General features: G+C 54.8%; 12 protein-coding genes. 7 read left to right on the top strand and 5 right to left on the bottom strand.

What is annotated here, in order from left to right; translation table 11 throughout:
* Nucleotide 1: 1 nt before the first annotated feature.
* The 4 genes from nagZ (at nucleotide 2) to EPE01S_RS06065 (ending at nucleotide 4,008) form a co-directional block, all read left to right on the top strand.
* Nucleotides 2-1,033, top strand: coding sequence for a beta-N-acetylhexosaminidase (nagZ, locus tag EPE01S_RS06080; RefSeq protein ID WP_072277416.1), 1,032 nt, complete (start codon nucleotides 2-4; stop codon nucleotides 1,031-1,033).
* Between the two features lie 39 nt (nucleotides 1,034-1,072).
* The gene (ycfP, locus tag EPE01S_RS06075; RefSeq protein WP_062743714.1) at nucleotides 1,073-1,615 is read left to right on the top strand and encodes an alpha/beta hydrolase YcfP; all 543 of its coding nucleotides are present in this window, start codon (nucleotides 1,073-1,075) and stop codon (nucleotides 1,613-1,615) included.
* 245 nt (nucleotides 1,616-1,860) lie between these two features.
* Nucleotides 1,861-3,165, top strand: coding sequence for an NAD(P)/FAD-dependent oxidoreductase (locus EPE01S_RS06070; RefSeq protein ID WP_118664304.1), 1,305 nt, complete (start codon nucleotides 1,861-1,863; stop codon nucleotides 3,163-3,165).
* Nucleotides 3,166-3,468: 303 nt separating this feature from the next.
* Nucleotides 3,469-4,008, top strand: coding sequence for a glycine zipper 2TM domain-containing protein (locus tag EPE01S_RS06065; RefSeq protein ID WP_062743712.1), 540 nt, complete (start codon nucleotides 3,469-3,471; stop codon nucleotides 4,006-4,008).
* Nucleotides 4,009-4,129: 121 nt separating this feature from the next.
* Here the strand turns inward: EPE01S_RS06065 and mfd are convergent, their stop codons facing one another.
* A complete protein-coding gene (gene mfd, locus EPE01S_RS06060; protein WP_062743711.1) occupies nucleotides 4,130-7,576 on the bottom strand; it encodes a transcription-repair coupling factor in 3,447 nt (1,148 codons plus the stop codon).
* A 114-nt stretch (nucleotides 7,577-7,690) separates the two neighbouring features.
* Nucleotides 7,691-7,915: a hypothetical protein gene (locus tag EPE01S_RS06055; protein WP_240043768.1), complete on the bottom strand. Its 225-nt coding sequence runs from the start codon at nucleotides 7,913-7,915 to the stop codon at nucleotides 7,691-7,693.
* Between the two features lie 197 nt (nucleotides 7,916-8,112).
* Between EPE01S_RS06055 and dgcQ the strand changes: the two genes are divergently transcribed.
* The gene (gene dgcQ, locus EPE01S_RS06050) at nucleotides 8,113-9,768 is read left to right on the top strand and encodes a cellulose biosynthesis regulator diguanylate cyclase DgcQ (RefSeq protein WP_062743710.1); all 1,656 of its coding nucleotides are present in this window, start codon (nucleotides 8,113-8,115) and stop codon (nucleotides 9,766-9,768) included.
* Here the strand turns inward: dgcQ and EPE01S_RS06045 are convergent.
* Both EPE01S_RS06045 and EPE01S_RS06040 read right to left on the bottom strand, forming a co-directional pair.
* Complete coding sequence (locus EPE01S_RS06045) at nucleotides 9,765-10,985, bottom strand: glycosyltransferase family protein (protein WP_062743709.1); 1,221 nt, start codon at nucleotides 10,983-10,985, stop codon at nucleotides 9,765-9,767. The genes dgcQ and EPE01S_RS06045 overlap by 4 nt on opposite strands.
* Before the next feature lie 28 nt (nucleotides 10,986-11,013).
* Nucleotides 11,014-11,817, bottom strand: a complete 804-nt coding sequence (locus EPE01S_RS06040; protein ID WP_062743708.1) for a mannosyl-3-phosphoglycerate phosphatase-related protein — start codon at nucleotides 11,815-11,817, stop codon at nucleotides 11,014-11,016.
* 690 nt (nucleotides 11,818-12,507) lie between these two features.
* Between EPE01S_RS06040 and EPE01S_RS22785 the strand changes: the two genes are divergently transcribed.
* Together EPE01S_RS22785 and dsrB are read left to right on the top strand one after the other, a co-directional pair.
* On the top strand, nucleotides 12,508-12,666 hold the full coding sequence (locus EPE01S_RS22785; protein ID WP_017800079.1) for a YqaE/Pmp3 family membrane protein: 159 nt from the start codon (nucleotides 12,508-12,510) through the stop codon (nucleotides 12,664-12,666).
* A 71-nt stretch (nucleotides 12,667-12,737) separates the two neighbouring features.
* Nucleotides 12,738-12,926 (top strand): protein DsrB, encoded by a 189-nt coding sequence (gene dsrB, locus EPE01S_RS06035; RefSeq protein WP_062743707.1) that lies wholly within the window; start codon nucleotides 12,738-12,740, stop codon nucleotides 12,924-12,926.
* Nucleotides 12,927-13,019: 93 nt separating this feature from the next.
* On the opposite strand, the gene EPE01S_RS06030 is transcribed toward dsrB, so the two are convergent.
* Nucleotides 13,020-14,723 carry a methyl-accepting chemotaxis protein gene (locus EPE01S_RS06030; RefSeq protein ID WP_062743706.1) on the bottom strand — a complete coding sequence of 568 codons (1,704 nt, stop codon included), beginning with the start codon at nucleotides 14,721-14,723 and terminating at the stop codon, nucleotides 13,020-13,022.
* Nucleotides 14,724-14,743: the final 20 nt, after the last annotated feature.

The following is a 14,743-nucleotide window of genomic DNA, read 5'->3' as shown; positions in this document are numbered from 1 at the left end:
TGTGGGACCGGTAATGTTAGATGTGCAGGGGTGTGAACTGGATGCGGAAGAGCGGGAAATTTTACAACACCCGCTGGTGGGGGGGCTGATCCTGTTCAGCCGTAACTACCACGATCCGGCGCAGCTGCGGGAGCTGGTCAGACAGATCCGGGCAGCGTCACGTCATCGTCTGGTGGTGGCTGTGGACCAGGAAGGCGGCCGCGTACAGCGCTTCCGCGACGGTTTTACCCGCCTCCCCGCCATGCAGGCGTTTGCGGCGCTGCACCGGGGCGCAGAGGCTGAATCGCTGGCGCAGCAGGCAGGCTGGCTGATGGCATCTGAAATGATTGCGATGGATATCGACATCAGTTTTGCCCCGGTGTTGGATATAGGGCATGGCAGTGCGGCCATTGGTGAGCGTTCGTTCCATGAAGACCCGGCCATTGCGCTGCAAATGGCGCGCAGCTTTATTCGCGGTATGCACGAGGCGGGGATGAAAACCACCGGCAAGCACTTCCCCGGGCATGGTGCAGTCAGTGCCGATTCTCATAAGGAAACGCCCCGCGATACGCGCAGCGAAGCGGAAATTCGCCGGCACGATATGCCGATTTTCCAGCAGCTGATTGCTGAACAGGCCCTGGATGCCATTATGCCTGCCCATGTTATCTATACTGAGGTGGATCCACGTCCGGCCAGCGGATCATCACACTGGCTGAAGACGGTGCTGCGTCAGGAGTTGGGGTTTGATGGCGTCATCTTTTCTGACGATCTGTCGATGGAAGGGGCGGCGATCATGGGTAGCTATGCTGAACGCGGTCAGGCAGCGCTGGATGCCGGTTGTGACATGATCCTGGTGTGTAATAATCGTCAGGGGGCAGTGAGCGTGCTGGATAACCTGTCGCCGATCAATGCTGAAAGAGTGACGCAGCTTTACCATCAGGGTTCGTTTACCCGTCAGCAACTGCGGGACTCGTCGCGCTGGAAAGAGACCAGTGCCACACTGAGTCAGCTGCAGGAACGCTGGCGGGACCACAAAGCGGCGTCGGGCCTCTGATCGAAGGCGGCCTGCGGTGCAACAACGGTGAGGATGAGCATGATTATTTATCTGCACGGTTTTGATTCAAACAGCCCGGGCAACCATCAGAAAGTCCTGCAGCTGCAGTTTATCGATCCGGATGTCCGGTTGCTCAGTTACAGCACCCGGCATCCGAAGCACGATATGCAGCATCTGCTAAAAGAAGCGTACAAGATGCTGCAGCAGAGCGATGATGAGCGGCCGCTGATTTGTGGCGTCGGCCTCGGAGGATACTGGGCTGAACGGATCGGCTTTCTCTGTGATGTCCGGCAGGTGATGTTCAATCCCAACCTGTGGCCACAGGAAGTGATGCAGGGCAAGATCGACCGCCCGGAAGAGTATGTGGATATCGCGACCAAATGCGTGGGGAATTTTCGCGAGAAAAATCGTGACCGCTGCCTGACCATTCTCTCCCGTCATGATGATGTCCTGGACAGTCAGCGCAGTGCCACCGGGTTACAGCCTTTTTATGAACTGGTGTGGGATGAAGTAGAAGGACACAAGTTCAGCAATATTTCACACCATCTTCCGCGTATCAAAGCCTTCAAATCGCTGGGTTAATCATTGCCCTGCCCTCTTAATGAGCTGCACCACGCCCGCTAAAAGGCGGGCGGGTGGCAGGGTCTTTATTCGTAATATTCTTAGTTTTGCCAATAAAATTGACCAGGATCAATTTTCTTATAACAGATGAATTCCCTCGTGCTATTCTGACCCCAGCTTGCGAATTAATATCGCCAACCCTATGTTAATTAAGGTTATTTATTTAACTTTTAATTAACGATTGGTTCACTTTTAGAGAGGGTCGTTTGACAACACCTATGAAAAAAATTGTTATCATTGGCGGGGGCGCCGGGGGACTTGAACTGGCCACCCAACTGGGACATAAACTGGGCCGTAAGAAGAAAGCGCAGATTACCCTGGTGGATCGCAATCACAGTCACTTGTGGAAACCGTTATTACATGAGGTGGCCACCGGTTCGCTTGATGAAGGGATTGACGGTCTGAGTTATCTGGCTCATGCGCACAAGCATGGCTTCAGCTTCCAGCTGGGCACGCTGACCGATCTTGACCGCGAGAATAATCGTTTGCAGCTGGCGGAAATTCGCGATGCCCAGGGTGAATTACTGGTGCCACAGCGTGAGCTGGCCTATGACACGCTGGTGATGGCGCTGGGGAGCACCTCTAACGACTTTGGCACGCCCGGGGTGAAAGAGAACTGTATTTTCCTCGATAACCCGCACCAGGCGCGTCGTTTCCACAACGAGATGCTGAACCTGTTCCTGAAATTCTCTGCCAGCGAGGAGCCGCAGGATAAGGTCAATATTGCCATCGTCGGCGGCGGCGCGACCGGGGTGGAACTGTCTGCCGAGCTGCATAACGCGGTGAAGCAGCTGCACAGCTATGGCTATAAAGGGCTGGACAGTCAGGCGCTGAACGTCACGCTGGTAGAAGCAGGAGAGCGCATTCTCCCGGTACTGCCGCCGCGCATCTCCAGTGCGGCGCACAGCGAACTGACCAAGCTTGGCGTTCGCGTTCTGACCCAGACCATGGTGACCAGCGCGGATAAAAATGGCCTGAACACCAAATCGGGAGAGTTTATTGATGCTGATCTGATGGTCTGGGCGGCCGGGATTAAAGCCCCTGACTTTATGAAAGATCTGGGCGGTCTGGAAACCAACCGTATTAACCAGCTGGTGGTAGAGCCGACGCTGCAAACCACCCGCGACCCGAATATCTATGCCATTGGTGACTGCGCCTCCTGTGCGCTGCCGTCGGGCGGTTTTGTGCCACCCCGTGCCCAGTCGGCACACCAGATGGCCTCCCGCGTGCTGGCCAATATTCTGGCTGAGATGAAAGGACAGCCGCAAAAGCCTTATATCTACAAAGATCATGGATCTCTGGTGTCGCTGTCTCGTTTCAGTACCGTTGGTAGCCTGATGGGTAACCTGATGCGGGGCTCAATGATGGTGGAAGGACGCATTGCGCGCTTCGTCTATATTTCACTGTATCGCATGCATCAGGTGGCGCTGCACGGCTACTTCAAGACCGGGCTGATGATGCTGGTAGGCAGTATCAACCGCGTCATCCGACCTCGTCTGAAACTGCACTGACAGGGGGCTGACCCCGGTTCAGTGAGTTTAAACGCGGCTTATCCTTCCTGCTCTTTGTCGGGTCTGTGATAAGCTGCGCTTCTGACCCGACAGTGAAACCGCCCCGTTAAGAAGACTCTTAAAAGCATTCTCTTATCATGCTGGATCTAATTTTCGTCCAGTATTCTTATTGTCACAATCTCCGGCTCACCGCAGAATTACGTTTAATTACCACGGTGCGTCGCGCACGCCGGGAATGCCGTACCTGCGACAGGATGTCGCAACAGGCAAGAATGCGCGGTAACAATGTCAGGAGGTTTTCCTGTGAATAAATCAATGTTAGCGGGTATTGGAATTGGTGTTGCTGCGGCATTAGGCGTGGCAACGGTCGCCAGTATGAATGTGTTCGATCGTAGCCCGCAGTATGCGCAGGTGCTTTCAGCCACTCCGATTAAAGAAACCCTGAAGAATCCGCGTCAGGAGTGCCGTAACGTGACGCTGACTCATCGTCGTGCCGTACAGGACGAAAACCGCATTGCGGGTTCCGTACTGGGAGCGGTGGCCGGTGGGGTACTGGGCCACCAGTTTGGCGGCGGTCGCGGTCGCGACGTGGCAACGGTAGCGGGTGCGCTGGCCGGTGGCTACGGCGGTAATCAGGTGCAGGGTGCCATGCAGGATCGTGACACCTACACCACGACCGAGCAGCGCTGTAAAACCGTCTATGACAAGCAGGAAAAAATGCTGGGTTATGATGTGACCTACAAAATTGGTGACCAGCAGGGCAAAATCCGGATGGAGAATGACCCGGGCACACGTATTCCGCTGGATAATAACGGCCAGCTGGTGCTGAATGATAAAGCGTAATAACGCGACCTGATGCATGAGAAAAAGGGACCGATTGGTCCCTTTTTTTATGGCTCACAGGCAAGTGTTATCCTGATCAGGTCGGCCTTATGCGGCGGCCGACCCGGCCTTAACCACGCGGCTATCCCGTGGTATGTTCTGTCATCTGGCCAAGGAATGTCTGTACCCAGCTCATGCGGGCCTTACGCTCACCCAGGTCACGCATAAACTTCAACCGGGTAGGGCCATCCAGACGCCAGTGCTGCGGCTCCTTCTGTAACAGCCCAATCAGCCACACCGGGTCGACTTTATTCTTCTCGGCAAACTCGATAAAGCCCCCTTTCTCACTGGCTTCGACCTTGCGGATCCCCAGGGCTTTCGCCACCAGGCGAAGGGAGGCAATATCCAGCAGATTACGGGCTGCATCCGGTAGCAGGCCAAAGCGATCGATCAGCTCGACTTTAAGATCGTCCAGTTCACCGGCCTGGGCCGCGCTGGCAATGCGTTTATAGAATGACAGGCGGGTATTGACGTCCGGGATGAAATCCTCCGGCAGTAGCGCGGGCATTCTCAGTTCAATTTCAGTCTGGCTGTTGGTCAGATCCTCCAGCGACGGCTCACGTCCCTCTTTCAGGGCATCCACTGCATTTTCCAGCAGCTCCATATAAAGCGAGAAACCGATGGTTTCCATCTGACCGCTCTGGCCTTCACCCAGCAGCTCCCCGGCACCGCGGATCTCCAGGTCGTGAGTGGCAAGGGCAAACCCGGCACCCAGATCCTCCAGTGATGCCAGGGCTTCCAGACGCTTATGGGCATCAGTGGTCATGGCTTTAGGGTGCGGTGTCAGAAGCCAGGCATAGGCCTGATGGTGCGAACGACCGACGCGACCACGCAACTGGTGTAACTGTGCGAGGCCAAAGTGATCGGCGCGTTCAATCACAATGGTGTTGGCGGTGGGAATATCGATGCCGGTTTCAATAATGGTGGTACAGACCAGCACGTTGAAACGCTGGTGATGGAAGTCATTCATCACCCGCTCCAGCTCGCGCTCGCGCATCTGACCGTGACCGATGGCGACACGCGCCTCGGGTACCAGGTCTGACAGGCGTTTGGCGGCTTTTGCAATATTCTCCACGTCGTTATACAGGTAGTACACCTGGCCTCCGCGCAGTACTTCGCGCAGGATGGCCTCACGCACCACCATATCGTCATATTCACGCACGAAGGTTTTAACCGCCAGGCGGCGGGCGGGTGGGGTGGCAATAATCGACAGATCGCGCATGCCGCTCATTGCCATATTCAGGGTGCGCGGGATTGGGGTCGCCGTCAGGGTCAGGATATCGACATCGGCGCGCATGGCTTTGATGCGCTCTTTGTGACGCACGCCGAAACGGTGCTCTTCATCGACAATCAGCAGTCCCAGATCGCGCCATTTGATCTCGTTTTGCAGCAGCTTGTGGGTGCCGATAAGAATATCAACTTTACCTTCCTGCGCTTCTGCCATCACCTGCGCCTGCTCTTTAGCGGTACGGAAGCGTGACAGCATCTCAATACGTACCGGCCAGTTGGCGAAGCGATCACGGAAGTTATCGTAATGCTGCTGAGCGAGCAGGGTGGTCGGTACCAGCACGGCCACCTGCTTGTGGTTTTCCACCGCCAGGAAGGCGGCGCGCATCGCCACTTCGGTTTTACCGAATCCGACATCACCACAGACAAGGCGATCCATGGCCAGCGGCTGACACATATCACTGAGGACGGCATTGATCGCCTGTGCCTGGTCGGGCGTGGTTTCAAACGGAAAGCTTTCACAGAACAACTGGTATTGCTGCTTGTCATGCTTAAACGCGAAGCCGGTCTTGGCAGCACGCTGGGCGTAGATATCCAGCAGTTCAGCGGCGACATCACGTACTTTTTCAGCGGCCTTTTGTCGGGCACGTGACCAGGCATCGCTGCCCAGTTTATGTTGCGGGGCATTTTCTTCTGCGCCACCGGCATAGCGACTGATCAGATGCAGAGACGAAACCGGCACGTAGAGTTTGGCATCACCGGCATAGGCCAGCATCAGGTATTCAGCCTGGATGCCGCCGGTTTCCAGCGTGCTCAGGCCAATATAGCGGCCCACGCCGTGCTCGAGATGGACGACGGGCTGGCCGGGACGCAGCTCCGCGAGGTTACGGATCAGAACGTCAGGGTTAATGGTGCGGCGACTGTCCTGGCGGCGGCGGCTGACGCGCTCACCCAACAAATCGCTTTCGCAGATTAGGGCACGATGGCGCAGGCCGTCGATAAAACCGTGTTCGCTGGCACCGATCAGCAGATAGTGGCCCGGGCGGTCGGCCTGTGGCAGCGAGTCAATGGCGGCTGGCTTGACTTTAATCCTCGCCAGCAGTTCCTGCAGGGTTTCGCGGCGACCTTCACTTTCCACCGAGAAGACGACCGGGCCGTCAAAAGATTCCAGGAAACGACGTAGCGCATCCAGCGGCGCTTTGGCCTGCGCCTGTACCGCCAGATCCGGCAGAGTCTCATAGCGCAGATTGGTATTGGCAGCCTTTTCAGGCAGCAGATCGGTGCGCAGCTGAATACGCGGCAACTGCTTCAGCTCGCTAAATAACTCCTCTTTGCGCAGCCACAGGGTGGGCGGCGGCAGTAGCGGACGCATCGGGTCAACACGGCGGTTTTCATAGCGTGCATTGACGTCCTGCCAGAAACGTTCGGCGCTGCTTTCCAGATCGCCAGAAATGACCATCAATGTCCTGGCGGGCAGGTAGCTGAACAGGGCGGGAAGAGGTTGTTCAAAAAACAGAGGCTGCCAGTATTCTATCCCGGCGGGGAGCGTGCCTTTGCTCACCTGCTGATAGATATGTTCGGGTTCACGTCGCACGTCGAAGTGTTCACGCCACTGAGTGCGAAACAGCTCAATGGCGTTTTTATCCGTCGGGAATTCATGGGCAGGCAGCAGATTGATGGCGGCCACTTCTTCCTGAGTGCGCTGGCTGTCCACGTCAAAAAGACGAAGACTGTCGATCTCATCATCAAAAAAGTCGATACGATAGGGGCGCTCACTGCCCATCGGATAGAGGTCCAGCAGCGCCCCGCGGGTGGCAAATTCTCCGTGAGCCATTACCTGATCGACACTGCGGTATCCCGCCTGTTCAAGCTGTGACCGCAGTTTATCCCGGGAGAGTTTCTGTCCTTTTTTCATCACCAGCGCGTGGCCGTTGAGGAAGTTATGCGGGCAGACACGCTGCATCAGAGTATTCACCGGCATAATCAGCAGCCCGCGTTCCAGCGTCGGCAGTTGATAGAGCGTGGAAAGGCGGGAGGAGATAATTTCCTGATGCGGCGAGAAACTGTCAAAAGGCAGCGTTTCCCAGTCGGCGAGTGCCATCACGGGATGGGTGGTGAACTGTTTGATTTCATCCTGCAGGCGCAGTGCATTCTGCATATCCTGCGCAATCAGTATCACCAGACCAGGATGGCGTTCAACTATTTCAGCGCATTCAACGGCGCAGGCCGCGCCGGTAAGCTGTCCCAGCAGGCGCTGGTCACCGGCTCTGGTTGGCAGATCATAACGGTAGAGTTCAGGCATATAGGTTAAACGGTCTCTTCACAAAAGGGAGAACGGGAGTCCTGGCGCGCCGGGTGGTCCCGATTCAGCTGAAGAGAGTATACCTTGAATTTATCGCTTGTTGGGGGCAACGCGTTATTTTGCTGATCGCGGGGTGTCATTCAGACGCGGTCGGTCAGTATTTGCCCGGATCAGTTCGTTTTCAGTGTGATAGCTGTGGTTGCCATCATCCCACTGAATGTAATAGCCCCCGCACCGGCTACCTTGCACGAATACATTCAGAACAACACCTTCAATCTGTCCTGTTTTATGGCGCACAATACTGCCTTTAGACAATCCGGGCATCACAACCTCCTGCATGATCAGCACTCCAGGTAAACACACTTCACGGTGATGGCGCTATTTAATCCCTATAGATCGTGGCTGTGCTAAATAAGATCAATAACATTATCAACATAATATATATAATATGACAAATGACAGGGCGCTGGCTGTGCAGCTGGCTGCGGTCTAAACTAAGAATAACTGAAATAAACGCAGCAGCGGAGAATGCTTTAGTGATATCAGACAAAGACTCGCGTTATTTTCGCCCCAAAAACCTCGTGCATCTCTGTTTTGCGGTGGTCTTTGTCTTTTCAAGTATTTTAACCGTACGTGAAGCGATGATCCTCAAGTCTGCCTACGAAACAAGGCAGCGAGCCTGGCTGGTACAGGCCGCGGGCAGCCTGGAGCGCCAGTGGCAGCAAAGTATTGATCAAATGTTTTTCTTCCAGAAAATGCTGCAACACGCGCTGATTTATCCGCTTGAAACGGATAAGGCGCGTGAGGCGTTGAATATGTTTAACGATCAGCGTCACGACCCTCTGTGGAAAATATCGGTCAACACAGAGTGGAGTATTCCCCTGTACGGTATTTCAGATGAGGCTGTCCGTCGCGTGCCGTTATTAAACCGCGGTGATTCACAGCGTCTTGATGATGAACTGAAAGCTGCGCTGGAAATGAGCTATATTCTCCAGTTTGCTAATCCCCATCAGGATTTTCATTCTCGTCTCTGGTATATCTCCCGGGCTGGTTTTTACCTGAGTTCAGTGCCGGATGATAATGAAGAGACCGTGACCAGTTATAATACCGTTATTGATCGCCCTTATTTCACCCGTGCCCGCCCGGAGCTCAATCCTGAACGCATACTCCGCTGGTCCGAAACTTACCTTTCCGTTGATAATGAAGGGGACATGGTCACGGTAACACTTCCTGTTGATGCAAAAAATTACTGGTTTGGTGTGCTGGCGATGGACTTTTCCACGAGAGCCATTCATCAGTACCTGCAACACGCGCTACCTAAATGGCAGGATGTCAGCGTCATGCTTTTTGATAACCAGCAGCAACCGGTGGCGATATCGGAAGCGAATCATCTTAGTGAGCATCATCTCGATAAAGCTCAGATAGCGGAGATTTTCAGGCAGGTGACGCCTGCACAGAGCGGGCAGCTGAAATCCGGCCTTAATTTTATTACCTGGGTACGGCTGCAAAATTTCGATGGGTTGCTGATCAGTGTACAACCTCTGAGAGAAGGGATGTCCAGCGAGACAGGCCGGGTAACGCTGGTGCTGATACTGATGTGGGGGGTGTTCAGTGTGGTGCTGATCACGTCTCATCAGGCGATCATTCGCATGACAGGCCGGTTGCTTACCCTGCAGGAAACACTGAGCTGGCGTGCTAACTATGACGGTCTGACGCGTCTGCTTAATCGCAGTGCCTTTTTTGAACATGCGGAAAAGCTCTCGGTCTTCAGCGAGCGTCAGCAGCAGCCTGTTTCCCTGATCCAGCTCGACCTGGACCATTTTAAATCGGTTAATGATTCGCTCGGGCACCATGCCGGCGATATCGTGCTCACGCACTCCGCAGCCGTTATTGCAAAGGAGATGAGAAAAAGGGATATCCTGGGTCGCGTGGGGGGAGAAGAGTTTTGCATCGTGTTGCCCGATACCGGGCTGGCAGAAGCCGTCGAAATTGCTGAAAGAATTCGCTGCAAGCTGGCATCGAAAGAGGTACTGATTGATGCCATGCATACGATAAAAGTGACGGCTTCAATGGGGGTCAGCAGCAGCGAAGAGCAGGGGGATTACCAGATTGAAAGCCTGCAGTCCGTTGCAGACGGCCGGCTCTATCTGGCCAAAGCCGCCGGCCGTAACTGCGTCAGCAGCGGGACTTAAACATCCCCGCTGTTGTCATCTTCCACCGCCTGATAAATGCGCTGCATGATATCCGGGAACGCCGACTGTACCCGGCTCCAGCTGGGGATAAACGGTTTCTCATTGGGGCGCTCAATAAAGGCCTGTCCGGCATCAAGGATCGCCTGGGTAAACATCTCCACGGCGGCTTCCTCCGCATGCTGGTCGAACTTCAGCCCGTTCATCGTCGCTTCATGGTTGTAAATTTCCATCATATCCAGCGCATTACGGTAGTAAGTGGCTTTCAATACGCGGAACGAGTCGCTGGTGATGCTCACGCCCATCGTGGCCATCTTGCGCAATAACGACTGGACGATATCGTTGCTCATGCGTTTCAGCCCACCGGTTCCGTCCTCTTCTGCCAGCGGCTGGTGCTTATGGTCGTAGTTATCGGCAATTTCCACCTGACAGCTCTGACGGGTGGTGTAGTTGCGATAAATCTCCGACAGCACGCCAATTTCCAGTCCCCAGTCTCCCGGCAGCTTTATGCCGTTCAGCACGTGGGTTCGCATGGCAAACTCTCCGGAAAGGGGGTAGCGGAAACTGGTTAAGTAATCCAGGTACTCTGAGTGGCCGTAGACTTTTTGCAGCGAACGCAGCAGGGGACCGACCAGCAGCCGGCCGACCCGGCCGTTCAGCTTGTTGTCGGCTACGCGGGCATAGAAGCCCTTACAGAACTCGTACTGAAAACCGGGGTTGGCCAGCGGGTAGAGCAGGCGGGCCAGCATGCCCCGTTCATAAGTGACAATATCGCAGTCGTGCAGCGCAACGCAGCTCGACTTATCGGAAGCCAGGGTATAACCGGTACAGAACCAGACGTTACGACCTTTGCCTGGCTGAGAAGGGGAAAGTCCCTCTTTATCCAGTTCGGCATCCAGCGCTTTCAGGCGCGGACCATCATTCCATAAAATTCGATGCCGCTGTGGCAGCCGTGAAAAGAACTCGCGGGCATGAAGAAACTGATCCCGGTCGGCCCGGTCAAGGCCAATGACAATTTCCGCCAGGTAGGGCACTTTTGCCAGTTCATCGACGATGTGGCTGAGCGCGGGTCCCTCCAGCTCTGAATAAAGTGAAGGCAGGATCAGGCCCATTTTGCGCTTGCGTGAAAATCGCACCAGATCTTTTTCCAGATCGGCCACGGAGCGTCCGGTCAGATTATGAAAATTAGTTATGACGCCATTCTGGTAAAAATCGCTCATCGTCTACCCCTTAAAAGATCATCCCAGTTCACTGAGTGATAAAATGCGCAAGCCCTTCGCTCCAGCCCACCGGGCCAAAGTTCGCGGTATGATAAATATGATGTTTATCCTGACGCTGTAAAAGCACCGGATTCTTGCTGTAGCCTTTGATCACCACGGCATAGTCAACACTGTCGAGCATTGGAGCATCATTAGGGCCATCTCCCAGCCCAAGGGTGATGCGTTCTGTGCCAGTCCGGCGGCTGTGCTCCAGCAGCCAGCCCAGGGCTGCTCCCTTGCTGCTTCCCGCAGGCATAACGTGCCAGAAGCGCCCCCCCTGCACGACGGTCAGACCCCGCTCTTCCAGCTGCCCGCAGAACCGTGCAAACTGCACTTCGCTGTCGCGCCAGATAAGGCTTTCAGATGCCTGGCGCTGGCGGGCAAGCGTGGCCTGCTGCGGCGTCAGACCCGTCCAGTCAGCGACCTCTTTCTCCGTGACCTCACCAAAGCCGGTAAATTTGAATCCGAATTGCTGCTTCAGCTGCTGTAACAGCCCACACAGGGCGGGATAGTCATAGCGCACATTACCCGGATAGGGGGGCAACGGATCGGTGCTGTTCAGTACGACCTGTGCCCCGTTCTCGGCAATAAACGGCGCGTCCTTCAGTCCCAGCGACTGCTGGATAGGAATAATTTCTGCCGCCGTTTTACTGGAGCAGATCACCAGCGGGATCTGATGTGCCTGCAATCGTGTCAGCCAGGGTTCAGCGGCCTCCCACTGATAAGTGTGATGATCCAGCAGCGAACCGTCGAGATCGGTAACAATCATCAGTGGATCCTGCAATGTGAGCATAAGCAATACCTCAAAGTGATGTCACTGCGCCGAAGGCGTGGAACCTGATCCTGTGATGACAGAGTATAGTTCAGGGATGTCGGCCAGCAGGATAACGGTGACGAGTTCGGGCACCCCACCGACATTCCAGGAATTATCTTAAAAAATAGGGCATTAAATGACGGAGGTGACTATTCCGTATGAAAGGAAAAAGCAATGCTGGCGCAGGTCAGACCGACTATTCTTGTACGTGATTTGTATTTTTGTACAACCTTGCGTGTATTATAAGACTAATCCTGGCTGGCTGCCGCGTTAACCTGATCAGGTTGTAGAATTCCCGGTAGTAGCGAAATTCATTTCCTGTGAGCAGCATGTTATCCCGGCCAGACTGGTTGGGATTTTTTTTGCCTGTCGCCGGTGAGTCGGTGTAAGAGCGAAGGGTGCCGTAGGTAACGGGCGAAAAAAAGCCCGCGCTGCGCGGGCAAAAATCCTTGTTACTTTGCGCTGCCCTTAGAGGTTGGTGCAGTCAGTCAATGGTAGAGCGGCCAGCTGTCAGAAGTCTCGCCCGGTCACGTAAAGAAAGTGAAAATATCTGCCGGGTCGGGTGCAGGATTTACCCACTTTTACCCGCAGATGACGGCGAGATAAAATTCACTGGCTATACTCTGGGTTCGGGTAACCCCGTAAGATAAAACAGATAATGGAGAATTTATGGACTTTTTACGAATTGTAATTGCGATTCTGTTACCCCCACTGGGCGTATTTATGCAGGTCGGATTTGGCGGTGCCTTCTGGTTGAATATTCTGCTGACGCTCTGCGGCTATATTCCTGGGATCGTTCATGCGGTATGGGTGATTGCGCGTCGTTGATGCTCAACGCAGACCCTGTGCTTTATAAGGTTTTCGGGTAAACTAGGCCAAAAAATTGCGCAGGAGGATCGATGCAGGTCAATGACAGGGTAACGGTGAAAACCGACGGCGGGCCACGCCGGGAGGGGACAGTGCTGGCCGTGGAAGACTTCAGCGAGGGCACCATGTATCTGGTGGCGCTGGAAGACTATCCGCTGGGAATTTGGTTCTTCAATGAGATGGGGCACCACGACGGGATTTTCGTGGAACCTCACCCGTAACAAACGCACAGGGGGCGAGCCTTTGACGGTCGCCCCCGACGATGCGCAGTCCTGAGACTCATCGCATCCCTTCCTGGTCAGCCCCCGTTTTTATCAGAACGTTTCCCAGTGGTCATTGCTGCTCGCCAGGGCTGGTCGCGCTGCAGCCAGAACAGCAGGTTTACCGCTGACTTCACGGGTTTTTACCGGCGTTGCGGGGCCAGCGCTCAACTTAAACGCAGAAACCGCCTGTGTCAGACGTGCAGCCTGTTCTTCAAGCGAGGCGGCAGCGGAAGACGCTTCCTCAACCAGAGAGGCGTTCTGCTGAGTGACGTTGTCCATTTCAGTCACCGCCATGCTGACCTGCTGGATCCCCTTACTCTGCTCGTCCGACGCTGCGGCAATTTCTGCCATGATATCGGTTACGCGTCGCACGGCATCGACAATTTCACTCATCGTGTTACCCGCCTGACCGACCTGCGATGATCCCTTACCGATTAAATCCACGGACTCAGAAATCAGCCCTTCGATCTCTTTTGCCGCGCCTGCGCTGCGCTGCGCCAGGTTGCGGACTTCGCTGGCGACGACGGCAAAACCGCGTCCCTGCTCTCCGGCTCTGGCGGCTTCAACGGCCGCATTCAGAGCCAGAATATTGGTCTGGAAGGCGATACTGTTGATCACCGTGGTGATTTCAGCAATTTTCTTCGAGCTGGTGGAGATATTGTTCATGGTATTCACAACCCCCGTGACAATATCGCCCCCCTGACGGGCTTTACCGGAGGCATCAGAGGCCAGTTGGCTGGCGTGGTGCGCGTTTTCGGCGTTCTGTTTGACTGTCGCGGTCAGCTCTTCCATGCTGGCAGCGGTCTGTTCCAGCGCTGAGGCCTGCTGTTCGGTTCGCGATGACAGGTCAGTATTACCGGCGGAGATTTCACTCGATCCCTGATAAATTGCCACAGCACCTTCCCGAACCGTTCCTACGGTTTTCACTAACGCCTGCTGCATCAGTTGCAGGTTATTCCCCAGACTGCCAATCTCACTGCGTCCCCAGCTTTGCAACGGGGCAGTCAGATCGCCACGAGAAATGTGCTCGATGCGTTCGACCGCCTGACGTAAGGGCGTAATCACCACGCGGCGCAGGAAAATAAAGGTTGCCAGTGTTAACAGCAGCGCAAGACCAAAGGCACCCGCCATCATGATGAATCCGAAGTGAGTCTGAGATTTCGCGGCGGCATTCAGTCCTTCAGCGCGTTCAGTACGCAGTTTAATGGCTTTAAACAGCAGTTCATTATAGGCGTCGTCCAGTTTCCGGGTGTAGTCGGTTTCCTGGGCAATGACCCCTTCGAAGCTGCCATCGCTGGCACTTTTGACCATCGGTACCAGTCCCTGAGTGATATAGGCTTCAAAGCGTTTTTTCAGGTCGACATCCAGCGCTTCCCCTGCCGGCGTTTTCACCGGGCGATTCAGGTACACATTAAAACTGTCTCGCGCCATCTTGATGCGCTTGTCGGTGGTTGCCAGATTGGCCTTAAACTCGTCCATTTCACCAATGCGCGCAGAAGCCCCGGCGTGGATAACGGTCAGGCGGGCTGTGCGCAGGTGGTTGGAGCTGTTTGAGAGCGCGGTGCGAATCTGGATCTCTTCAGTCACATCGTTCAGTGACTGATTACTCTGGATTAGAAAATAACTGGCGAGGCCAATACACAGGGCGAAAAGTAGCAAAATTCCACCAAGAATAGTGGCAAACAAAGGAACCAGACGCAGATGCTGCCAGAAGCTGATGGCCTGTTGTTCGTGAGATTGTTGTTGTTGTTTCATATCCTTTGCTCTCATTCAGA

Origin of the sequence: Erwinia persicina NBRC 102418, from assembly GCF_001571305.1 — a bacterium.
In the GTDB taxonomy this organism is placed as follows: Bacteria; Pseudomonadota; Gammaproteobacteria; order Enterobacterales; family Enterobacteriaceae; genus Erwinia; species Erwinia persicina.
The sequence above is the reverse complement of the archived record's forward strand: the minus strand, read 5'-3'. Positions and strand labels throughout refer to the sequence as shown.

What these genes read in the sequence shown, in the direction of transcription:
- EPE01S_RS06030 (WP_062743706.1), bottom strand. Translation starts at nt 14,723, where the DNA reads ATGAAACAACAACAACAATCTCACGAACAACAGGCCATCAGCTTCTGG.
- EPE01S_RS06040 (WP_062743708.1), bottom strand. Translation starts at nt 11,817, where the DNA reads ATGCTCACATTGCAGGATCCACTGATGATTGTTACCGATCTCGACGGT.
- mfd (WP_062743711.1), bottom strand. Translation starts at nt 7,576, where the DNA reads ATGCCTGAACTCTACCGTTATGATCTGCCAACCAGAGCCGGTGACCAG.
- dsrB (WP_062743707.1), top strand. Translation starts at nt 12,738, where the DNA reads ATGCAGGTCAATGACAGGGTAACGGTGAAAACCGACGGCGGGCCACGC.
- EPE01S_RS06045 (WP_062743709.1), bottom strand. Translation starts at nt 10,985, where the DNA reads ATGAGCGATTTTTACCAGAATGGCGTCATAACTAATTTTCATAATCTG.
- ycfP (WP_062743714.1), top strand. Translation starts at nt 1,073, where the DNA reads ATGATTATTTATCTGCACGGTTTTGATTCAAACAGCCCGGGCAACCAT.
- EPE01S_RS06055 (WP_240043768.1), bottom strand. Translation starts at nt 7,915, where the DNA reads ATGCAGGAGGTTGTGATGCCCGGATTGTCTAAAGGCAGTATTGTGCGC.
- EPE01S_RS22785 (WP_017800079.1), top strand. Translation starts at nt 12,508, where the DNA reads ATGGACTTTTTACGAATTGTAATTGCGATTCTGTTACCCCCACTGGGC.